18 protein-coding genes and 1 riboswitch are annotated in these 18,756 nt (G+C 56.0%); of the genes, 6 read left to right on the forward strand and 12 right to left on the reverse strand.

Features of this window, described 5'->3' with window-relative positions:
* Positions 1–51: 51 nt before the first annotated feature.
* From N1689_RS14700 to N1689_RS14710, 3 genes are all read right to left on the reverse strand, one after another.
* On the reverse strand, positions 52–789 hold the full coding sequence (locus N1689_RS14700; protein ID WP_161734996.1) for a 1-acylglycerol-3-phosphate O-acyltransferase: 738 nt from the start codon (positions 787–789) through the stop codon (positions 52–54).
* 45 nt (positions 790–834) lie between these two features.
* Complete coding sequence (gene parC, locus N1689_RS14705; protein WP_161734993.1) at positions 835–3,108, reverse strand: DNA topoisomerase IV subunit A; 2,274 nt, start codon at positions 3,106–3,108, stop codon at positions 835–837.
* A 192-nt stretch (positions 3,109–3,300) separates the two neighbouring features.
* The gene (locus tag N1689_RS14710) at positions 3,301–4,116 is read right to left on the reverse strand and encodes a transporter substrate-binding domain-containing protein (protein WP_260059382.1); all 816 of its coding nucleotides are present in this window, start codon (positions 4,114–4,116) and stop codon (positions 3,301–3,303) included.
* Between the two features lie 114 nt (positions 4,117–4,230).
* On the opposite strand from N1689_RS14710, the gene N1689_RS14715 reads away from it, so the two are divergent.
* Together N1689_RS14715 and N1689_RS14720 are read left to right on the forward strand one after the other, a co-directional pair.
* Positions 4,231–4,812, forward strand: coding sequence for an NAD(P)H-dependent oxidoreductase (locus N1689_RS14715; RefSeq protein ID WP_150014764.1), 582 nt, complete (start codon positions 4,231–4,233; stop codon positions 4,810–4,812).
* A 48-nt stretch (positions 4,813–4,860) separates the two neighbouring features.
* Positions 4,861–5,169 carry a putative quinol monooxygenase gene (locus N1689_RS14720; RefSeq protein WP_013359050.1) on the forward strand — a complete coding sequence of 103 codons (309 nt, stop codon included), beginning with the start codon at positions 4,861–4,863 and terminating at the stop codon, positions 5,167–5,169.
* A gap of 378 nt (positions 5,170–5,547) precedes the next feature.
* Here N1689_RS14720 and N1689_RS14725 read toward each other — a convergent pair whose 3' ends face one another.
* From N1689_RS14725 to nudF, 6 genes are all read right to left on the reverse strand, one after another.
* Positions 5,548–6,447, reverse strand: coding sequence for a LysR substrate-binding domain-containing protein (locus N1689_RS14725; protein WP_161734990.1), 900 nt, complete (start codon positions 6,445–6,447; stop codon positions 5,548–5,550).
* A gap of 93 nt (positions 6,448–6,540) precedes the next feature.
* Complete coding sequence (gene parE, locus N1689_RS14730; RefSeq protein ID WP_033733909.1) at positions 6,541–8,436, reverse strand: DNA topoisomerase IV subunit B; 1,896 nt, start codon at positions 8,434–8,436, stop codon at positions 6,541–6,543.
* A 49-nt stretch (positions 8,437–8,485) separates the two neighbouring features.
* Positions 8,486–9,067 (reverse strand): esterase YqiA, encoded by a 582-nt coding sequence (gene yqiA / locus N1689_RS14735; RefSeq protein WP_033733910.1) that lies wholly within the window; start codon positions 9,065–9,067, stop codon positions 8,486–8,488.
* A 3-nt stretch (positions 9,068–9,070) separates the two neighbouring features.
* On the reverse strand, positions 9,071–9,898 hold the full coding sequence (gene cpdA, locus N1689_RS14740; protein ID WP_013359054.1) for a 3',5'-cyclic-AMP phosphodiesterase: 828 nt from the start codon (positions 9,896–9,898) through the stop codon (positions 9,071–9,073).
* 42 nt (positions 9,899–9,940) lie between these two features.
* Positions 9,941–10,366 carry a DUF1249 family protein gene (locus tag N1689_RS14745; protein WP_061063379.1) on the reverse strand — a complete coding sequence of 142 codons (426 nt, stop codon included), beginning with the start codon at positions 10,364–10,366 and terminating at the stop codon, positions 9,941–9,943.
* Positions 10,363–10,998: an ADP-ribose diphosphatase gene (nudF, locus tag N1689_RS14750; protein WP_161735044.1), complete on the reverse strand. Its 636-nt coding sequence runs from the start codon at positions 10,996–10,998 to the stop codon at positions 10,363–10,365. Before nudF ends, N1689_RS14745 begins: the two co-directional genes overlap by 4 nt.
* Before the next feature lie 212 nt (positions 10,999–11,210).
* Here nudF and tolC point away from each other — a divergent pair, with 212 nt between their 5' ends.
* The 3 genes from tolC to N1689_RS14765 all read left to right on the forward strand — a co-directional run bounded on the left by tolC (position 11,211) and on the right by N1689_RS14765 (position 14,659).
* Positions 11,211–12,677, forward strand: coding sequence for an outer membrane channel protein TolC (gene tolC, locus N1689_RS14755; protein WP_222924976.1), 1,467 nt, complete (start codon positions 11,211–11,213; stop codon positions 12,675–12,677).
* A 142-nt stretch (positions 12,678–12,819) separates the two neighbouring features.
* Positions 12,820–13,491 (forward strand): DUF1190 family protein, encoded by a 672-nt coding sequence (locus N1689_RS14760; protein ID WP_033733914.1) that lies wholly within the window; start codon positions 12,820–12,822, stop codon positions 13,489–13,491.
* Between the two features lie 7 nt (positions 13,492–13,498).
* Positions 13,499–14,659, forward strand: coding sequence for a glutathionylspermidine synthase family protein (locus N1689_RS14765; protein ID WP_161734981.1), 1,161 nt, complete (start codon positions 13,499–13,501; stop codon positions 14,657–14,659).
* Between the two features lie 53 nt (positions 14,660–14,712).
* Here the strand turns inward: N1689_RS14765 and ygiD are convergent, their stop codons facing one another.
* Together ygiD and ribB are read right to left on the reverse strand one after the other, a co-directional pair.
* Positions 14,713–15,498: a 4,5-DOPA dioxygenase extradiol gene (ygiD, locus tag N1689_RS14770; protein WP_260059271.1), complete on the reverse strand. Its 786-nt coding sequence runs from the start codon at positions 15,496–15,498 to the stop codon at positions 14,713–14,715.
* 235 nt (positions 15,499–15,733) lie between these two features.
* Positions 15,734–16,390, reverse strand: coding sequence for a 3,4-dihydroxy-2-butanone-4-phosphate synthase (gene ribB / locus N1689_RS14775; protein ID WP_161734976.1), 657 nt, complete (start codon positions 16,388–16,390; stop codon positions 15,734–15,736).
* Positions 16,391–16,500: 110 nt separating this feature from the next.
* Positions 16,501–16,658: riboswitch (FMN riboswitch) on the reverse strand.
* 171 nt (positions 16,659–16,829) lie between these two features.
* Between ribB and N1689_RS14780 the strand changes: the two genes are divergently transcribed.
* Positions 16,830–17,225, forward strand: a complete 396-nt coding sequence (locus tag N1689_RS14780; RefSeq protein ID WP_161734973.1) for a ubiquinone biosynthesis accessory factor UbiK — start codon at positions 16,830–16,832, stop codon at positions 17,223–17,225.
* Between the two features lie 38 nt (positions 17,226–17,263).
* Here N1689_RS14780 and hldE read toward each other — a convergent pair whose 3' ends face one another.
* Complete coding sequence (gene hldE, locus N1689_RS14785; RefSeq protein WP_260059273.1) at positions 17,264–18,688, reverse strand: bifunctional D-glycero-beta-D-manno-heptose-7-phosphate kinase/D-glycero-beta-D-manno-heptose 1-phosphate adenylyltransferase HldE; 1,425 nt, start codon at positions 18,686–18,688, stop codon at positions 17,264–17,266.
* Positions 18,689–18,756 lie beyond the last annotated feature (68 nt).

Below are 18,756 nucleotides of genomic sequence, written 5' to 3' on the forward strand. Positions count from 1 at the left end.
AGGCCCGCCGCGCGGCATCCATGCAGGATAGTTCGGCGAATGACTCGCCGGTCAGATTTTTCCGTTTTTTTCGCGTTCTGCGACTTCGGCGTTGAGTTCTTCCAGCTTCGCCGCCATCAGTTCGCGACAGTGGGTAGCCAGCTTACGCACCGACGAAGACTCGAATGCTTTTACATCAACCGGCGGCAGCATCTCAACAATAACCAGCCCGTTGTTCCAGCGGTTGAGATCGATCTTGCCATGGGTATTGGAGACCACAATCGGAATGATCGGCACGCCCGCCGCCACGGCAGCGTGGAAGGCACCAGTTTTAAACGGCAGCAGGCCACGGCCACGGCTGCGCGTTCCCTCAGGGAACATCCAGATGGAGATGCGCTTGCGGTTAAACTGATCCACCAGCTCACCGATGGTGCCGCGCGCTTTCGCCCGGTCATCGCGGTCAATCAGCAGGTTGCCGGTCAGCCAGTAGAGCAGGCCAAAAAACGGCACCCACAGCAGGCTCTTCTTGCCCACGGTTACCGTATAGGGCTGCACCATTTTAGCCGCGGTGACCATGTCGTAGTTGTTCTGATGGTTGGCGATATAAATCGCATTACCATAATTCTCTGCGCCTTCCGGTTTGCGCAGATCGACTTTGAGACCAAACACCGTCGATAATTTGCCGAACAGACGGCCAAAAGTGGCGACGTGGCGCGGATCGCGTGGTGAAAAAAGACACCAGATACAGCCAAAGATACAGATTAGGATCGAATAAATGACGACGATAATGGCACGCAGAATCAGTAACATAGTTCCCTCATTGAGCCACGGCTGACGCAGGGTCAGCCGGGTAGTTTACGCTTCGCTATCCGGGCTCGCCGGACGCGCAGGTGCATCCAGTTCAACACGATCAATTTTTTGCAGGCCGCGCGGTAACAGCGTGCCGCGACGTCCGCGATCGGCACGGAATTTCTGTAGCTCTTCACTGCGCAGCAGCATTTTACGTTTGCCCACGTGCAGTGTGATCGCACTGCCCGGCGGCAGGATCATCAGCCAGGCCAGTTTGTCCTGACCCGCGGCGGCTTCTGCTGACGGAATAGAGATGATTTTGTTGCCCTTGCCTTTCGACATCTGCGGCAGTTCGCCAACCGGGAACATCAGCATCCGTCCCGCCTGGGTAATCGCCAGCAGCATGTCATCTTCATGATGGACCGCCATTGGCGTCATTACGCGGGCATTGTCCGGCAGCGTCAGCAGCGCTTTACCGGCACGGTTGCGCGACACCAGGTCGCTGAAGGTACAGATGAAACCGTAGCCCGCATCAGAGGCCATCAGCAGACGCTGGTCATCCGGCTCCATCAGCACCTGTTCAACCACCGCACCCGGCGGTGGCGTCAGCTTGCCGGTCAGCGGCTCGCCCTGTCCGCGCGCGGAAGGCAGCGATGTCGGATCCAGCGTATAGCTGCGGCCCGTGGAGTCGATAAAGGCCACCGGCTGATTGCTCTTGCCGCGTGCGGCAGCCAGATAGCTGTCGCCCGCTTTATAGCTCAGTCCGGCTGGATCGATATCGTGGCCTTTGGCGCTGCGCACCCAGCCCATTTGCGACAGCACAATGGTGACCGGTTCAGACGGCACCAGCTCGGTTTCGCTCAGAGCTTTGGCTTCTTCACGCTCACACAGCGGCGAACGACGATCGTCGCCGTAGCTGGCGCTGTCAGCCTGTAACTCTTTTTTCAGCAGGGTATTCATCTTGCGTTCAGACGCCAGCGTCGCCTGCAGCTGATCGCGCTCTTTTTCCAGATCCGCCTGCTCGCCACGGATCTTCATCTCTTCCAGTTTTGCCAGGTGGCGCAACTTCAGTTCGAGGATGGATTCGGCCTGCGTTTCACTGATGCCAAAACGCGACATCAGGACCGGCTTCGGCTCATCCTCAGTACGGATGATCTCGATCACTTCATCAATGTTCAGGAATGCGACCAGCAAACCTTCCAGAATATGCAGGCGGCGCAGCACGCGATCCAGCCGGTAGTTCAGACGGCGTTTGACCGTATCGCGGCGGAACACCAGCCATTCGGTCAGGATTTCATGCAGATTTTTCACCGCCGGGCGGTTATCCAGGCCGATCATATTGAGGTTAACGCGGTAGCTCTTCTCCAGATCGGTGGTGGCGAACAGATGGTTCATCACCTGATCGAGATCGACGCGGTTGGAGCGCGGAACGATCACCAGGCGGGTCGGGTTCTCGTGATCCGATTCATCACGCAGATCCTCCACCATCGGCAGCTTTTTATTGCGCATCTGGTTAGCAATCTGCTCCAGCACGCGCGCGCCTGACACCTGATGCGGCAACGCGGTGATGACCACCTCGCCCTCTTCTTTCTTCCATACCGCACGCTGGCGGATGGAACCACGCCCGGTCTGATAAATTTTGCGGATTTCGTCACGCGGCGTAATGATCTCCGCCTCGGTCGGATAATCAGGTCCCTGGACAATATCCAGCAGCTGTTCCAGCGTGGTTTTCGGCGCGTCGATCAGTGCGATCGCCGCCTGAGCCACTTCGCGCAGGTTGTGTGGCGGAATATCGGTCGCCATGCCTACGGCGATACCGGTGGTGCCGTTCAGCAGAATATTGGGCAGGCGCGCCGGTAACATCTTCGGCTCCTGCAGCGTGCCATCAAAGTTCGGCTGATAGTCGACCGTGCCCTGACCCAGCTCGCCCAGCAGCAGCTCGGCATATTTTGACAGACGGGATTCGGTGTAACGCATCGCCGCGAACGACTTGGGATCATCCGGCGCCCCCCAGTTGCCCTGACCGTCAACCAGCGGATAACGGTAGGAGAACGGCTGCGCCATCAACACCATCGCTTCATAGCAGGCGCTGTCGCCGTGCGGATGGTATTTACCCAGCACGTCACCCACGGTACGTGCCGATTTTTTGAATTTTGCGCTGGCGCTAAGCCCCAGCTCGGACATGGCGTAGATGATACGTCGCTGAACCGGCTTTAATCCGTCGCCAATGTAAGGCAGTGCGCGGTCCATGATGACGTACATCGAATAGTTTAAGTACGCATTCTCGGTGAATGTGTGCAGGGCGAGACGCTCTGCACCATCCTGAGTCAGTTCACTCATTAATTTCTCATCCTCACATCGTGGCCCACAACGGCGGGACACCCGGCGGTGGTTTGGCGAGGATAGTACCTTATTCCCTGGTGTTAGTCACAGGGGAAGCGCGGGACAATAGGCGTCCCGCCGCGCAATTTCATGTGCCGGAAGCACGCCGGATTCAGACCGGCAAGTGCCTGACCTCTCTGCTGAAGTGAATCAGGGCTTTGACCCTATCCACTGACGGGCAATATCACGATATTCATCCGTGGCGATGCTGAGATGCACCCACTGATCGACATAGAGTTTCCAGCTGATGTCGTCACGCGGGATCATGTAAGCCTTCTCGCCATACTGCAGCGGTGTGTCGGGATTGATCGCGCAGAGCGTCGGGTAATGCTGCTGCTGAAAACGCGCTTCTGAGGCATCGGTGATCATCACATCCGCTTTGTTATCGACCAGCTGCTGGAAGATGGTGACGTTATCGTGAAACAGCGTCAGCGAAGCCTCTGGCAGATGGCTGTGTACAAAGGCTTCGTTAGTACCACCTGCCGGTTCAATCAGCCGTACGTCAGGCCGGTTGAGCTGTTCGAGGGTCTGGAAGCGCTCTTTATCGCTGCAGCGCACCAGCGGGATTTTGCCATCCACGTCCAGCGGCTGCGCGAACCAGGCCGTCTGCTGGCGTTTCAGCGTGACGGAGACGCCGCCGACGGCGATGTCACACTGCTTTGCCAGGAAGTCTGGCATCAGGTTTTTCCAGCTGGTCTGTACCCACTCTACTTTTGCGCCGAGCGAGGTAGCCAGCGCGTTCGCCATGCTGATATCCAGCCCTTCATACTGACCATCGGGTCGCAGATAGCTATAGGGTTTGTAATCGCCGGTGGTGCAGACTTTGAGCGTCTTAGAACGGAGAACGGTGTCGAGATGAGATTGCGCATGGACAGCACCGCTGGCCAGCAACAAAGCGAGGATTAATTTTTTCATTCTGATTTTTTCTATGATTTTTATGGTGAGTTTGCCCACCGATGGTGCCATAAACCGGCGTATTGTTGCTGCTGCAGCAAAAGTGTTGTGATCAACCACGCATTTTTCTGCGGCTGCGGCGCACGTAAGCTGAGCACCATATTCAGGAAACGAGGCAACCTATTCATGAGCAAGATTTTAATTATCGATGGCGGCAAAACTTTTGCCCACTCTAAAGGCGAACTGAACCACACCCTGACCGATGTTGCGGCCAGCCAGCTGCGTGACATGGGACATGAAGTGTCAGTCACCGTGGCTGACAGCGATTACGTGATCGCCGATGAGGTGCAGAAATATGTCGACAGCGATGTGGTGATTTATCAGATGCCGGGCTGGTGGATGGGCGAACCCTGGACAGTGAAGCGTTACATCGATGAAGTCTTTACTGAAGGCCACGGTTCGCTCTACGCCAGCGATGGTCGTACCCGTTCCGATGCAGCAAAAAAATATGGTTCCGGCGGTCTGCTGCAGGGCAAAAAATATATGCTGTCGCTGACCTGGAATGCGCCGCTCCAGGCCTTTACCGACCCTGAACAGTTCTTTGAAGGCGTCGGCGTCGATGGTCTCTATCTACACTTCCACAAGGCCAACCAGTTCCTGGGAATGGAAGCGCTGCCGACCTTTATCTGCAACGACGTGATTAAAGCGCCGGACGTGCCACGCGATATTGCCGCTTATCGGACCCATCTTAGCCGCGTTTTTGCGTAAGATGGTTGGGGGCTATCCCCTATTTTCCCACGAAAGAGGAATTCGCGAATGTTAACAGTCGTTGCTGAAATTTGTGTTAAACCCGGTCGCCGTCAGGCTGTGCTGGATGCAGTGAAAAAGCTGATCCCGCAGGTCTTAGAAGAAGATGGCTGCCATCAGTATGACGCGCTGCTGGATCATCAGGCGCAGGTGCCATGGAAGCAAAACTCGCCAGACTCTATTTTCATGCTGGAGCAGTGGGAAACGCTGCGCCATCTGGAGCAGCATCAGCAGATGCCGCATATGGATGCGCATCGCGCCATCATTAAAGATGATGTGGTGGATGTGAAGATTCTGGTGCTGGAACCGAGTGCCTGATGATTGCTGAAACCTTAACGCCGGTTGTGTAGCGGGGGTTAAGGCTGGTGATGAAGTCTCAGCAGGGTGCCTCTGGCAGCAATAAATTAGCTCAAAGCGCAGGGAACACGGTCAGAAGAGGAAAGCGTCCCGCCGCCCGGATAAAAACGCCGGGAGCGTTTTTGAACAACGCAAAGCGTTGGTCCGGTCAGGGCGCACCTCAGGGATGAGGTGCGTAATCGCGCGGGCCGAGCGTGCCATGGATGGCGGTAGTTGCGTCTTTCCGATCTGACCGTGTTCCTTGTGCAGGCACGTTCTGAAAGCAAATCCGGCCAGACTTTGTCACCCTCCTCAAACCTCTGTCCTGTGACAGAGGTTTTTTGTTTCTGACAGGCCGGTTCAGAGCATCTGACGCCGATCAATCTCGGTGCGGAGAAAATCGAGAAAGCAGCCGATACGCGAAGAGAGCGTGGTGTTACGGTAATAAACCGCATGCACCGGCAACCGCAGATCGCGGGTTTCCGCGGGAAGAACCGGCACCAGCCGGCCAGCGGCGCAATCTTCCCGGCTGACAAAGTCGGAGAGCCGTGCGATACCCTGTCCTGCCAGCGCCAGCTGCCGGATGGTTTCACCGCTCGAAGCCGAGAGCGTCGGCTTGACACGCATAAAATCACCATCGGGCTGCCAGATCGGCCAGACGTTGAGGGTGTCAGGATAGCTGAAGCCGATGGTCTGATGGTGCGCGAGATCGGCAACGCTCTGCGGCGTGCCCGCTTTTGCCAGATAGGCCGGACTGGCCATCAGCCGGATTGCACTACTGCCAAGCAGCCGGGCGCGCAGCGTGGAGTCACGCAGTTCGCCAATGCGAATGGCAATGTCGGTCTGCTGCTCCAGCAGATCGATCATGATGTCGTCGGTATTCAGTTCGAGTTGGATCAGCGGATAACGGGCGCGAAAATCTTCAACCAGCGGCACAATCACATGCAGCATAAAGGGCGTGGCGGCATTCACCCGCAGCCGTCCTGACGGTATCTCACGCCGCAGTGCAATCTGCTCTTCCGCCTGCTCAACCGAGGCCAGGATCTGGCGCGCATGCTCCAGAAAAACCTGCCCCTCTTCGGTCAGCGCCAGCCGTCGGGTAGTCCGATGCAACAGCGTGGTCTGCAGCTTACTCTCCAGCCGCGATAGCGCCCGGCTGATGCCGGAACTGGTCTGCGCCAGCTGGGATGCCGCCGCAGTAATGGAACCGCTGTCCACCACCGCCACCCAGGCGCGTAGCTCTTCCAGGGTAATTTTCACAAGGGTTACTGTCTCTGCTCTGAATCTGCCGGATTCTCTGAGGATGTACAGGCTGAAGTACAAAGCAAACAGGACGCTTTCGCGTCCTGTTTTCTACACTTCAATATCGGCCATATCGCCTTTTTCCTGCAACCAGTTACGCCGGTCTTCGGAACGTTTTTTCGCGAGCAGCATATCCATCATGCGCAGCGTCTGGTCAACATCCTCTTCACTGATCGTCAGCTGAACCAGCCGACGGGTATTCGGATCCAGCGTCGTTTCGCGCAGCTGTAACGGGTTCATCTCGCCCAGCCCTTTAAAGCGCTGAACGTTCGGTTTGCCCTTCTTGCGTTTCAGCTGCTCCAGCACGCCCTCTTTCTCATCTTCGTCCAGCGCGTAGTAAACCTCTTTACCGAGATCGATACGGTAGAGCGGCGGCATGGCGACGTAGACGTGACCATTTCTGACCAGTGAGCGGAAATGCTTCACGAACAGCGCACAGAGCAGTGTAGCAATGTGCAGACCATCGGAGTCCGCATCCGCCAGAATACAGATCTTGCCGTAACGCAGCTGCGAAAGATCTTCGCTGTCAGGATCAATGCCGATCGCCACGGAAATATCATGCACTTCCTGCGACGCCAGCACCTCATCGGAAGAGACTTCCCAGGTGTTCAGGATCTTGCCTTTCAGCGGCATGATCGCCTGATATTCACGATCGCGCGCCTGCTTGGCCGATCCACCTGCCGAGTCCCCCTCGACCAGGAACAGTTCTGTTTTATTCAGGTCCTGCGCGGTGCAGTCCGCCAGTTTGCCCGGCAGAGCCGGTCCGCTGGTGAGCTTTTTACGCACCACTTTTTTGGCTGCCCGCATACGACGCTGGGCGCTGGAGATCGCCAGCTCAGCCAGCATTTCCGCCGTCTGAATATTCTGGTTCAGCCACAGGCTGAAGGCATCTTTTACAACGCCAGAGACAAAGGCAGCACACTGACGTGAGGAGAGACGCTCTTTGGTCTGCCCGGCGAACTGCGGATCCTGCATCTTGACCGACAGCACATAGGCGCAGCGATCCCAGATATCTTCCGCAGAGAGCTTCACGCCACGCGGCAGGATGTTGCGGTATTCGCAGAACTCGCGCATGGCATCCAGCAGCCCCTGACGCAGGCCGTTGACGTGCGTTCCGCCCTGCATGGTGGGGATCAGGTTAACGTAGCTTTCCGTTAACAGCTCACCGCCTTCCGGCAGCCACAACAGCGCCCAGTCCACCGCTTCCACATCACCGGCAAAGCTGCCGACAAAAGGTTTTTCCGGCAGCGTCGGTAAGCCATTCACCGCTTCACACAGGTAGTCGGTCAGGCCATCTTCGTAGCACCAGCGCTGTTCGGTATTGTTCAGCTTGTCTTTGAAGACAATCTCAACGCCAGGGCAGAGCACCGCTTTGGCTTTCAGCAGATGAGAAAGACGCGATACCGAGAAACGCGGGCTGTCGAAGAAGCTTTCATCGGGCCAGAAATGGACGCGCGTGCCGGTGTTACGTTTAGCCACCGTGCCGGTGACGGTGAGATCCTGCACTTTGTCGCCATTTTCAAACGCCATGTCATAGATTTCGCCATTACGGCGCACCGTGACTTCGACCCGTTTTGACAGGGCGTTAACTACCGAGATACCGACGCCGTGCAGGCCGCCCGAAAACTGATAGTTTTTGTTGGAGAACTTGCCGCCCGCATGCAGACGACACAGAATCAGCTCGACGGCTGGCACGCCCTCTTCCGGATGGATATCCACCGGCATGCCGCGGCCATCATCAATCACTTCCAGCGACTGGTCAGCGTGCAGAATCACTTCAACCCGCTTCGCATGGCCGCCCAGCGCCTCATCGACGCTGTTATCAATCACTTCCTGACCCAAATGGTTGGGCCGCGTCGTATCGGTATACATGCCCGGACGACGGCGAACAGGCTCAAGGCCAGTCAGGACCTCAATGGCATCCGCGTTATAGTTAGATTGACTCATCGTAAATGTCTGATTAGAAGGGTGAAATGGGGTGCGATTTCCGCATTACTCAGGGATGATTCAGACCGAGAAAGTCCAGAATCTGCGGGAAATGGCGCTCGAATCCAGTAAATGCATGATTTCCGCCCTCTTCTACCGTATGACGGCACGCGCTGTAATAATCGAGCGCCTGGCGGTAATCGAGAACTTCATCGCCGGTCTGTTGCAGCAGCCAGAGTAAATCGGGCGCTTCCAGCGGTTCAATCTGCATTACTTTGAGATCGTAAATGTGGCGTGACTCTAACACATATTGCTGGCCGGTGTAGGGATTCTGATTTTCGCCCAGGAAATCCGCCAGCAGCTCAAAAGGTCGCACCGCAGGATTGACGACTACGGCGGGCAGCATAAAGCATTGCGACAGCCAGGTGGCGTAATAACCGCCCAGCGAAGAGCCCACCAGCCCCAGCGTTTCGCCACTGCGGCTCAGCACCAGATCTTCCAGCATGGCCGCGGCATCGGCCGGAAAAGTCGGCAACTGAGGCACGATCATCTCGATGCCGGGGTGCTGCGCCTCTAACCATTGCCGGAACTGCGTTGCCTTCGCCGACTGCGGCGAGCTGTTAAAACCGTGCAGATAAAGCAATGCCGCCACGCGTTAATATCCTTCTGAGTCTAAATCGGGACGAAAAGCGTCGGTGTCAAGCCGGTTGACCTCGGTCTCAAGGCCGCCATCCGGATGCAGGGTAAACCAGCGCCAGCCAGGCGCCACGGTGTCAATCGTAAAGCTGGTACAGTGCGGTTTGAACTGGACGCAGGTTGACGGCGTCGCCAGCACGCGGCGGCCATGCCACTCCAGATCCAGCTCCTGATGAATATGACCACAGACCAGCGTCCGGGCTAACGGGTAGCGCTGTAATACCGCATCGAGCTGATGGGAATTGCGCAGGCTGTGCTGATCGAGCCAGGTACAGCCCGAGGCCAGCGGATGGTGATGCAGCAGGACCAGCGTATGGCGTTGCGGAAAGCGGGACAGCGCGTTGTCAAGCCACTCCAGCTGATAGTCGCTCAGCATCCCATGCGGGACACCGTAGACCTGGCTATCGAGCAACACAATCTGCCACTGCTCACCCACCAGCACCTGTTTATGGGCATTAATGTGCGCTGCCGCCAGCGTGTCAACCATCGCGGGCTGAAAGTCGTGATTACCGGGCAGCCAGACACAGGGTCGCGGTAAACGTGAGATGCCCTCAGCAAAATGCTGATAGGCTTCGACAGAGTGATCCTGGGCGAGATCGCCGGTAGCGATGATCAGGTCATAGTCGCGCTGTTGCGCAATAATCGCATCCAGCACCGCGTCATAACTCGACCAGGTGTTCACGCCAAGCAGCGATTCATGTTTTCCCGCGAAGAGGTGGGTATCCGTGATTTGCAAAATCCTGATTTCGGAACCGTTCGCTGCAGGAAGAGTTAGCAGGCTATCCAAAGCGTTTCCTTCGTCTCCACGCCATTTACTGCATTATACGCATCAGCAGACCGGAACTGCCATCGCGCCATGCGCCAGGCAGTAGCGCAGCCAGTCTGCAAGAAACTGGTTTATCTGATGCTTTTCATCGCGCTGATGCAATTTTTTATTAGGATAATCATAGCGCGCTTTGAAGCGATAGATCTGTTGAGTTGAACACACTTCGGCGACCATCGCATCGTGATAGAGCCGAACCGACATTGAGGGCAGGCTCCAGTAACTCACAGCAGGCGCGACCTGGCGGATCTCCACCAGCGTGGTGTAGCGCGTCGACTCCTGAATCGTCAGCTGATAACGGGCGCCATTTACCTGATAAATCACCGATTCTCCCGCCTCATCGTTGCGCGGCAGCAGGCGGCGTAACTGGGCGAAGTTGGTTTCGCAGAGCCGCATCATTTCGGGAAAGTCAGGGGTATAGCGCTGTTTCATTTTTGTATCCACTCTTCGCGTAGTTTTTCATGGTGCAACGCCAGCCATTGCAGGGCGATGACAGACGCCGCATTGTCGATTATCCCCTCTTCCACCCAGCGATAAGCCTGTTCGCGGCTTACCACATGCACAAGAATATCCTCATTCTCTTCCTCCAGACCATGGCATCCCTCTGCCTGGCTGGCATCCACTTCCCCAATCAGCACCGACAGACGTTCGCTGGTGCCACCAGGGCTGGCCAGATAGCTAAGCACAGGCTTAACCCGGCCAACGTCCAGACCTGCTTCTTCAACGGCTTCACGGCGCGCAACCTGCTCAACAGATTCGCCGGGTTCAATAATGCCGGCGACCATCTCCAGCAGCCAGGGAGAAGCACTGCTGTCATAAGCCGGGATGCGGATCTGCTCAATCAGCACCACTTCATCGCGTAAGGGATCATAAGGTAGCAGCACGGCGGCATGTCCGCGCTCAAAAACTTCACGCTGCACTTCCCCACTCATTTCGCCATTAAACTGGCGATGGCGGAAGCGGTAACGTTCGATGGAAAAAAAACCATCATAGACGGTTTCGCGTGCAATAATTTCTACATCGTTTTTTGTGAAAGTCACAGGGGATTTTTTTTCTTCCGGCATCATCAGGTTCCTTGTGCAGATTGGGGTGGAGCGAAAAAAGCCTGTAACTGTGCTCCATGTAAGTAGTTCTTTCTGAATTATTTACGTAAATTAGAGGGAGAAGGCACGTTCAGCCAACTTATCTCACAGTTGCCCTCTGCTAGAATCGGCGATAATTTTTGGCTTACCCGGCAGCGCACCCACTGCAATTTGCTGCAACAAAAGGAATGCAAATGAAAAAACTGCTCCCATTTTTTATTGGGCTGAGCCTGGGCGGTTTCAGCTTCGCCAGCCAGGCCGAAGACCTGCTTCAGGTTTACCAGCAAGCGCGTCTGAGCAACCCGGATCTGCGCAGCGCCGCTGCCGATCGCGATTCTGCTTTTGAGAAAATCAACGAAGCGCGCAGCCCATTATTACCCCAGCTTGGCCTGGGTGCAGACTACACCTATAACAACGGCTATCGCGACAGCAGCGGTCTCCATTCCAACACGACCAGCGGCACGCTGCAATTGACCCAGACTATTTTCGACATGTCGAAATGGCGCGCGCTGACCCTGCAGGAAAAAGCTGCCGGTATTCAGGATGTCACCTATCAGGTCGCACAGCAGGATCTGATTCTGAACACCGCGACCGCCTACTTCAACGTGCTGAAAGCGATTGATACGCTTTCTTACACGGAAGCGCAGAAACAGTCGATCTATCGCGAGCTGGATCAGACCACTCAGCGCTTTAACGTTGGCCTGGTTGCCATCACTGACGTACAGAACGCCCGCGCCCAGTATGACAGCGTGCTGGCCAACGAAGTCACCGCGCGTAACAACCTTGATAATAACGTAGAAACGCTGCGTCAGATCACCGGCATGGATTACATGTCGCTTGCTTCGCTGAGCATCGATCGCTTCAGAACCGATAAGCCGGAACCCGTGAGCGCACTGCTTAAGCAGGCGGAAGCCCGTAACCTGTCGCTGCTCTCTGCGCGTCTGAACCAGGATTTAGCCCGTGAGCAGATCCGCCAGATGGAAGCGGGTCATATGCCTACTATTGGTCTGACTGCCTCTACCGGCCTGTCAAACAGCAAGTATGGCGGCAGCCGTGCGAACCAGAGCCAGGGTTCAACTGACTCCATTACCGGTTCTAACCAGGTTGGCCTGAGCTTCTCACTGCCACTCTATAGCGGCGGCAGCGTCACCTCTCAGGTGAAACAGGCGCAGTACAGCTTCGTCAGCGCCAGTGAATCACTGGAAAGCGCGCACCGCTCTGCGGTTCAGACCGTACGTTCATCGTTTAACAACGTGAATGCGTCTATCAGCAGCATCAACGCCTACAAACAGGCCGTGGTCTCTGCGCAAAGCTCTCTCGATGCGTCAGAAGCAGGCTATCAGGTGGGTACACGTACTATCGTCGATGTGCTCGATGCAACTACCGTGCTCTACAACGCGAAGCAGCAGCTCTCTGATGCGCGCTATAGCTACCTGATTAACCAGCTGAATATCAGTTATGCGCTGGGTACGCTCAATGAGCAGAGCCTGCAGAAACTGAACAGCCAGCTTGGTAAAGAGATCCCGACGTCACCGGAAACCGTGGCACCGGAAAATGCCCAGCAGACCGCACGTGTGGATAGCGGTCCGGTGGCAACCGGCTCTTCTGAGGCCGCACGTCCTGCGGCTCGCCACAGTAGCGGTAATCCTTTCGGTAATTAATCAGCAGGTGGGCTGCTTTGCGGCCCGCCTCTCTGTTGAACGTATAACTAAGTAAAGATCCCTGTTGCATCAGGCCTCCAGCTTCAATTTTACCCCCCCATCCCCTATTCTATGCGCTACCTTTGGGCACAGGATAATCATAATGAAACGCACAAAATCTATTCGCTATGCCGCTTTTCGTAAGAGCTGGCAGGCACGCCATTTAACGCCTGTTGCTATCGCCGTTTCGGCGGTATTTATGCTGGCTGGCTGTGAACAGAACGATGAAACGGTTTCGATGTACCAGAACGCCGATGACTGTTCGAAAGCCAATCCGGGCCAGAGTGCGCAATGTACCACCGCATTCAATGAGGCCAAAAAAGAGGCGGAACGCACCGCGCCAAAATATGCCACCCGTGAAGATTGTGTCGCTGAATTTGGCGAAAACCAGTGTCAGCAGACACCGGCTCAGGCAGGCGTGGGCACCACCAATGCGGAATCACAGCAGAGCGGCGGCAGCTTCTGGATGCCACTGATGGCGGGTTACATGATGGGCCGCATGATGGGCGGTGGTTCGGGCTTTGCGCAGCAACCGCTGTTCTCTCCGAAAAATGCCCGCAGCCCGGCCAATGGTCAGTTTGTTGATGCATCGGGCCGTAACTATGGCGCAGCTACCTCTGGCAAAACCATGACTGTGCCGAAAACGGCGCTGGCACCAAAACCGGCGACCACGTCGACCATTACCCGTGGTGGCTTTGGTGAAACCGTCGCGAAGCAGAACAGCATGCAGCGCAGCAGCGCCACCGGCACCTCCAGCCGCTCAATGGGAGGCTAACGCCCCAATGGAACGCATTGCCATTTCAGAGCGCCCGGGCTGGCGCGAAAAAGCCACCGAATTCGGTTTTCGTTTTCACACCATGCATGGCGAGCCCTACTGGTGTGAAGATGCTTATTATCAGTTCACGCTGGCGCAAATTGAGCATCTGGAAGATGTTACCGCTGAGTTGCATCAGATGTGCCTGCAGGTGGTGGAAAAAGTGGTCAACAGCGAAGCGCTGCTGACTAAATTCCGCATTCCTAAGCATACCTGGGATTTCGTGCGCGATTCATGGCATCAGCGTCAGCCATCGCTGTACTCTCGTCTGGATCTCGCCTGGGATGGCAAGGATGATGTTAAACTGCTGGAGAACAATGCCGATACGCCGACCTCGCTGTATGAAGCGGCATTTTTCCAGTGGCTCTGGCTGGAAGACCAGCTTAACGCCGGTCAACTCCCCGCCGGCAGCGATCAGTTTAATAGCCTGCAGGAAAAGCTGATTGAACGCTTTGCCGCGTTACACCAGCAGCACGGCTTTAACTGGCTGCACTTCGCCTGCTGCCGCGACACCGACGAAGATCGTGGCACCGTGCAGTATCTTCAGGATTGCGCCACCGAAGCGGGTCTGCCGAGTGAATTTCTCTATATTGATGAGATTGGCCTGGGCGAAAAAGGTGAATTCACCGACGCTCATGATCAGGTGATTAGTAACCTGTTCAAGCTCTATCCGTGGGAGTTCATGCTGCGTGAAATGTTCTCTACCAAGCTGGGCGATGCTGGCGTGCGCTGGCTGGAACCGGCATGGAAAAGCATCATTTCGAACAAAGCTCTGCTGCCGCTGCTGTGGGAGATGTTCCCAAATCATCCTAACCTGCTGCCCGCCTGGTTCGCAGAAGATGACGTGCCACACATGGAAAAATATGTGGTGAAGCCACTGTTTTCACGTGAAGGCGCTAACATCCGGATCGTGGAAAATGGTCAGGAGATTGCCCGCGTTGATGGGCCGTACGGCGAAGAAGGAATGATCGTCCAGCAGTTCCATCCGCTGCCAAAATTTGGCGACAGTTATACGCTGATTGGAAGCTGGCTGATCGACGATCAACCGGCCGGAATCGGCCTGCGTGAAGATCGTGACCTGATCACTCAGGATCTTTCCCGTTTCTATCCGCACGCCTTTATCGGTTAACGCACCGCGATAATAACAGGCCAGCTTCTGGCCTGTTTTCTCTCCGCTTCGCCCTAACCTACCTGAACCGACAACATGCTGATGGCACCCATCTCCATGCCATCAACCGGAATGCTGATTGTCTCATCCGGCTGACGTGCGCCCAGTACATAGAGCAGCGGCAGATAGTGCTCAGGTGTTGGGTTAGAAAGCGCCGCGCCAGGATGGTCCATAAAATTAACCAGCGGATGAGAAGCGGCATCGCTCTGCACCGCCAGGTTATCGCGGACAAACTGCTCAAAACTGCTGGCCCACGGATAGACTTCGCTGTTGCCATCCCAGCGCACTTTACGCAGGTTATGCACCACGTTGCCGCTGGCGACAATCATTACGCCCTGATCGCGCAGTGCTGCCAGTTTCTGGCCCATCTCAAAGTGCCATGCCATAGGTCTGGTGCCGTCAATACTGAGCTGTACCACCGGAATATCGGCATCCGGGTACATCTTAATCAGGACACCCCAGGAGCCATGGTCCAGTCCCCAATCCTGATCCAGCTTCACCTCGACGGGCGCTAACTGCTCTGCCAGCTGCCGAGCCAGTTCAGGCGATCCCGGTGCCGGATAGCGCGTATCAAACAGCGCCTGTGGGAAGCCACCAAAATCATGAATGGTCTTCGGCTGTGCCATTGCCGTCACGGCGGTGCCACGCGTATACCAGTGCGCCGAAACCGCAATAATTGCGCGTGGACGTGGCAGCGTATCGCCTGCGTGACGCCACGCGGCGGTATAGCGGTTCTCTTCAAGGGCATTCATCGGGCTGCCATGGCCTAAAAACAGGGCTGGCATGCGTAACAGGCTCATTCGTCATCTCCGGGATCCGGTTGTTTAATAGCCACTACGATACGCGCATTCGTCAGGTTATCACGCGGATAACCATGATGATGATCACCAGGAAATTTGAATGAAATTTGACGTATCAGATTAAAACGAATTCAGCAGGGAGAAGTGAGGAAAAGCGAGAGTTCAGCCCGCGCCATGGCGGTGCGACAGGAATAAAACAGGCCCCGCTCGGGGCCTGTTTATCGCATCAAAGAGATTAGCTGGCGTAGCGCGTTTCGTGCGCGCGACGCCAGGCGATCAGATCTTCGATGGTGACTACCGGCATGTTGTGCTGACGGGCAAACGCAATCGCTTCAGGCGCATGAGCCATAGTGCCGTCGTCGTTGGTCAGTTCACACAGCACACCAGCGGGCTTAAAGCCGGCCAGCGTCACTAAATCGATAGTTGCTTCAGTATGTCCGCCACGGGTCAATACGCCGCCTTCGCTGGCACGCAACGGAAAGACATGACCAGGGCGATGCAGATCGGTAGGTTTGGCATTGTCGGCAATGGCGGCGCGGATGGTGGTGATGCGATCCTGCGCGGAGACGCCAGTGGTGACGCCTTCAGCCGCTTCAATGGTCACGGTGAAGCCGGTGCCAAAGGAGCTGGTGTTGTTTTCCACCATCATGGGCAGGTCAAGCTGCTGCCGACGCGCTTCGGTCAGGCAGAGACAGACGATGCCGCTGCCGTGACGAATAGTCAGCGCCATCTGTTCAACAGTCATGGTTTCTGCGGCGAAGATCATATCGCCTTCGTTTTCACGATTTTCATCGTCGAGTACCATCACACCGCGTCCCTCACGCAGGGCGGCGATAGCACGTTCTACACGCTGTTCAGGCGTGCCAAATTCAGAAAGTAGCGTCTGATTCATGGTAATAAAAACCTTAAAATGTATGGGTTACCAGAATCAGGGCGTGCTTAGGAGTGACGTCAAAAAGACGTGGCAATAACGTGATGCAGACACAACTGTCCGACAGATGTCGTTACCCTCTCCCATCCGGACTGTAACCGTCGGCTCCGGAATTACACCGGATCTGCTGACCTTTACCTCTCTTTTCATCGAGATAAAGCGCTCGCGGGCTTTCAGCCGAAGCTGATTTACCGCCGGTGGGGAATTGCGCCCCGCCCTGAGAATAAGCCTTTCAACTATAACGCCGATCGTTTGAGGCGGCAATCATCAATAGCGCAATTGCTTTTGCATTTCCTGCGTTACCGATTTGAGGTTTATCCTTTTCATTTCTGGCATTACACTTAACACTTATTACGTTGGTAAACACGCTGACACAGCTCTCCGTAACCAGGAAATCATCATGATCGACACGAAAAAAATTGAACAACTTGCCCGTCAGGTTCACGAAGCGATGCCTAAAGGTGTTCGTGAGTTTGGTGATGATGTCGAAAAGAAAATTCGTCAGGTTCTTCAGGCGCAGCTGACCCGGATGGATCTGGTCAACCGTGAAGAGTTTGATGTGCAGACGCAGGTATTACTGCGTACGCGGGAGAAACTGGCGGCCCTGGAGCAACGTCTGGCCCAGCTGGAAAGTCAGGGGTCATCAGCGGGTACGCCTCCGACTGCAACGGTAACCGCACCGGCAACACCTGTTGCAGCGGCGACACCATCCGCTTCAGTAGCCACTTCACCTGCCGTCTCTCCGCCACCGGTTGCCGATGTCGTGAAACCTGTTCCGGACAACAAGTCAGAATAAGTGTTAAGCGGGAGCCAGGCTCCCGCTTACTTTCTGCTTTAGTTGCCGCGAATAGTTTTGATGATGTTGGTGGTGGAGATACCATCTTCGAAGTTCAGCACCTGCACGTCGCCGCCATTTGCCCACACTTCTTTGCTGCCCGCGATTTCTTCCGGCTTATAATCACCGCCTTTGACCAGCAGGTCGGGCAGAATCCCTGCGATCAGCCGCTGCGGCGTATCCTCTTCAAAGACGACTACCCAGTCGACTGCTTCAAGCGCGCCGAGCACGATCATCCGGTTTTCCTGCGGATTGACCGGACGGCTTTCACCTTTCAGACGTTTAGTGGATGCATCGCTGTTCACCGCGACAATCAGTCTATCGCCAAGCTTGCGTGCATTGGCCAGATAAGAGACATGTCCCGCGTGCAGAATGTCGAACACGCCGTTAGTCATCACCACTTTTTCGCCACGACGACGGGCCATCTCAACGGCGGCTTTTAACTGCGCTTCCGTCATGATGCCGAACCCCTGTTCCGGGCGGGCGTGAATCGCATTTTCCAGCTCAACAGTGCTGACGGTCGAGGTACCGAGTTTACCCACCACGACACCCGCCGCCGCGTTCGCCAGGAAACAGGCCTCTTCCAGCGAGTCGCCCGCAGCCAGTGCTGCCGCCAGCACGCCAATCACCGTGTCACCGGCACCAGTCACATCATAGACTTCCTGCGCCTGGGTCGGCAGATGCAGAGGCGCTTTGCCCGGCTGCAGCAGCGTCATACCGTTTTCGGAACGGGTCACCAGCAGCGCGGAGAGGTCAAAATCCGCGATCAGCTGCGTGCCGCGCGCCACGATCTCCTCTTCGTTTTTGCATTTGCCAACCACGGCTTCAAATTCGGAGAGGTTCGGCGTCAGCAGCGTTGCGCCACGATAGCGCGCAAAATCAGTGCCTTTCGGGTCGATCAATACCGGCACGCCCGCTTCGCGGGCCAGGGTAATCATGGTCTGCACGCTGGAGAGCGCGCCTTTGGCATAATCGGACAGCACCAGCGCACCCGCAGCAGCCAGTGACTCACGCATCTTCTGGTGAATCGGCTCCGGATCGACCTGTTCAAAGCCCTCTTCAAAATCGAGGCGGATCAGCTGCTGATTGCGGGAAAGTACGCGCAGTTTGGTAATGGTCGGATGGCTTTTGACCGCCACGAAGTCACAATGAACGTTGACGTCTTTGAGCGTATTACTTAACACGCGCGCCGCATCATCTTCACCGGTCAGGCCAATTAGCCGGGACGCGGCACCGAGTGCTGCAATGTTCATCGCCACGTTTGCCGCGCCGCCAGGGCGCTCTTCAACCGTGTCCACTTTCACCACCGGAACCGGGGCTTCAGGGGAGATACGGCTGGTTGGGCCATACCAGTAACGATCCAACATTACATCGCCAACAACCAGCACTGAGGCTTGGCCGAACGCGGGCAGAGTCACTTTCATTCCAGACACTCCAGACTGCATTAAAAATAGTGCGCGGATGATAGCACAGTTGCGATTTGTGCTATCAG

The organism is Pantoea sp. XY16 (assembly GCF_025153065.1).
Classification (GTDB): domain Bacteria; phylum Pseudomonadota; class Gammaproteobacteria; order Enterobacterales; family Enterobacteriaceae; genus Pantoea; species Pantoea alfalfae.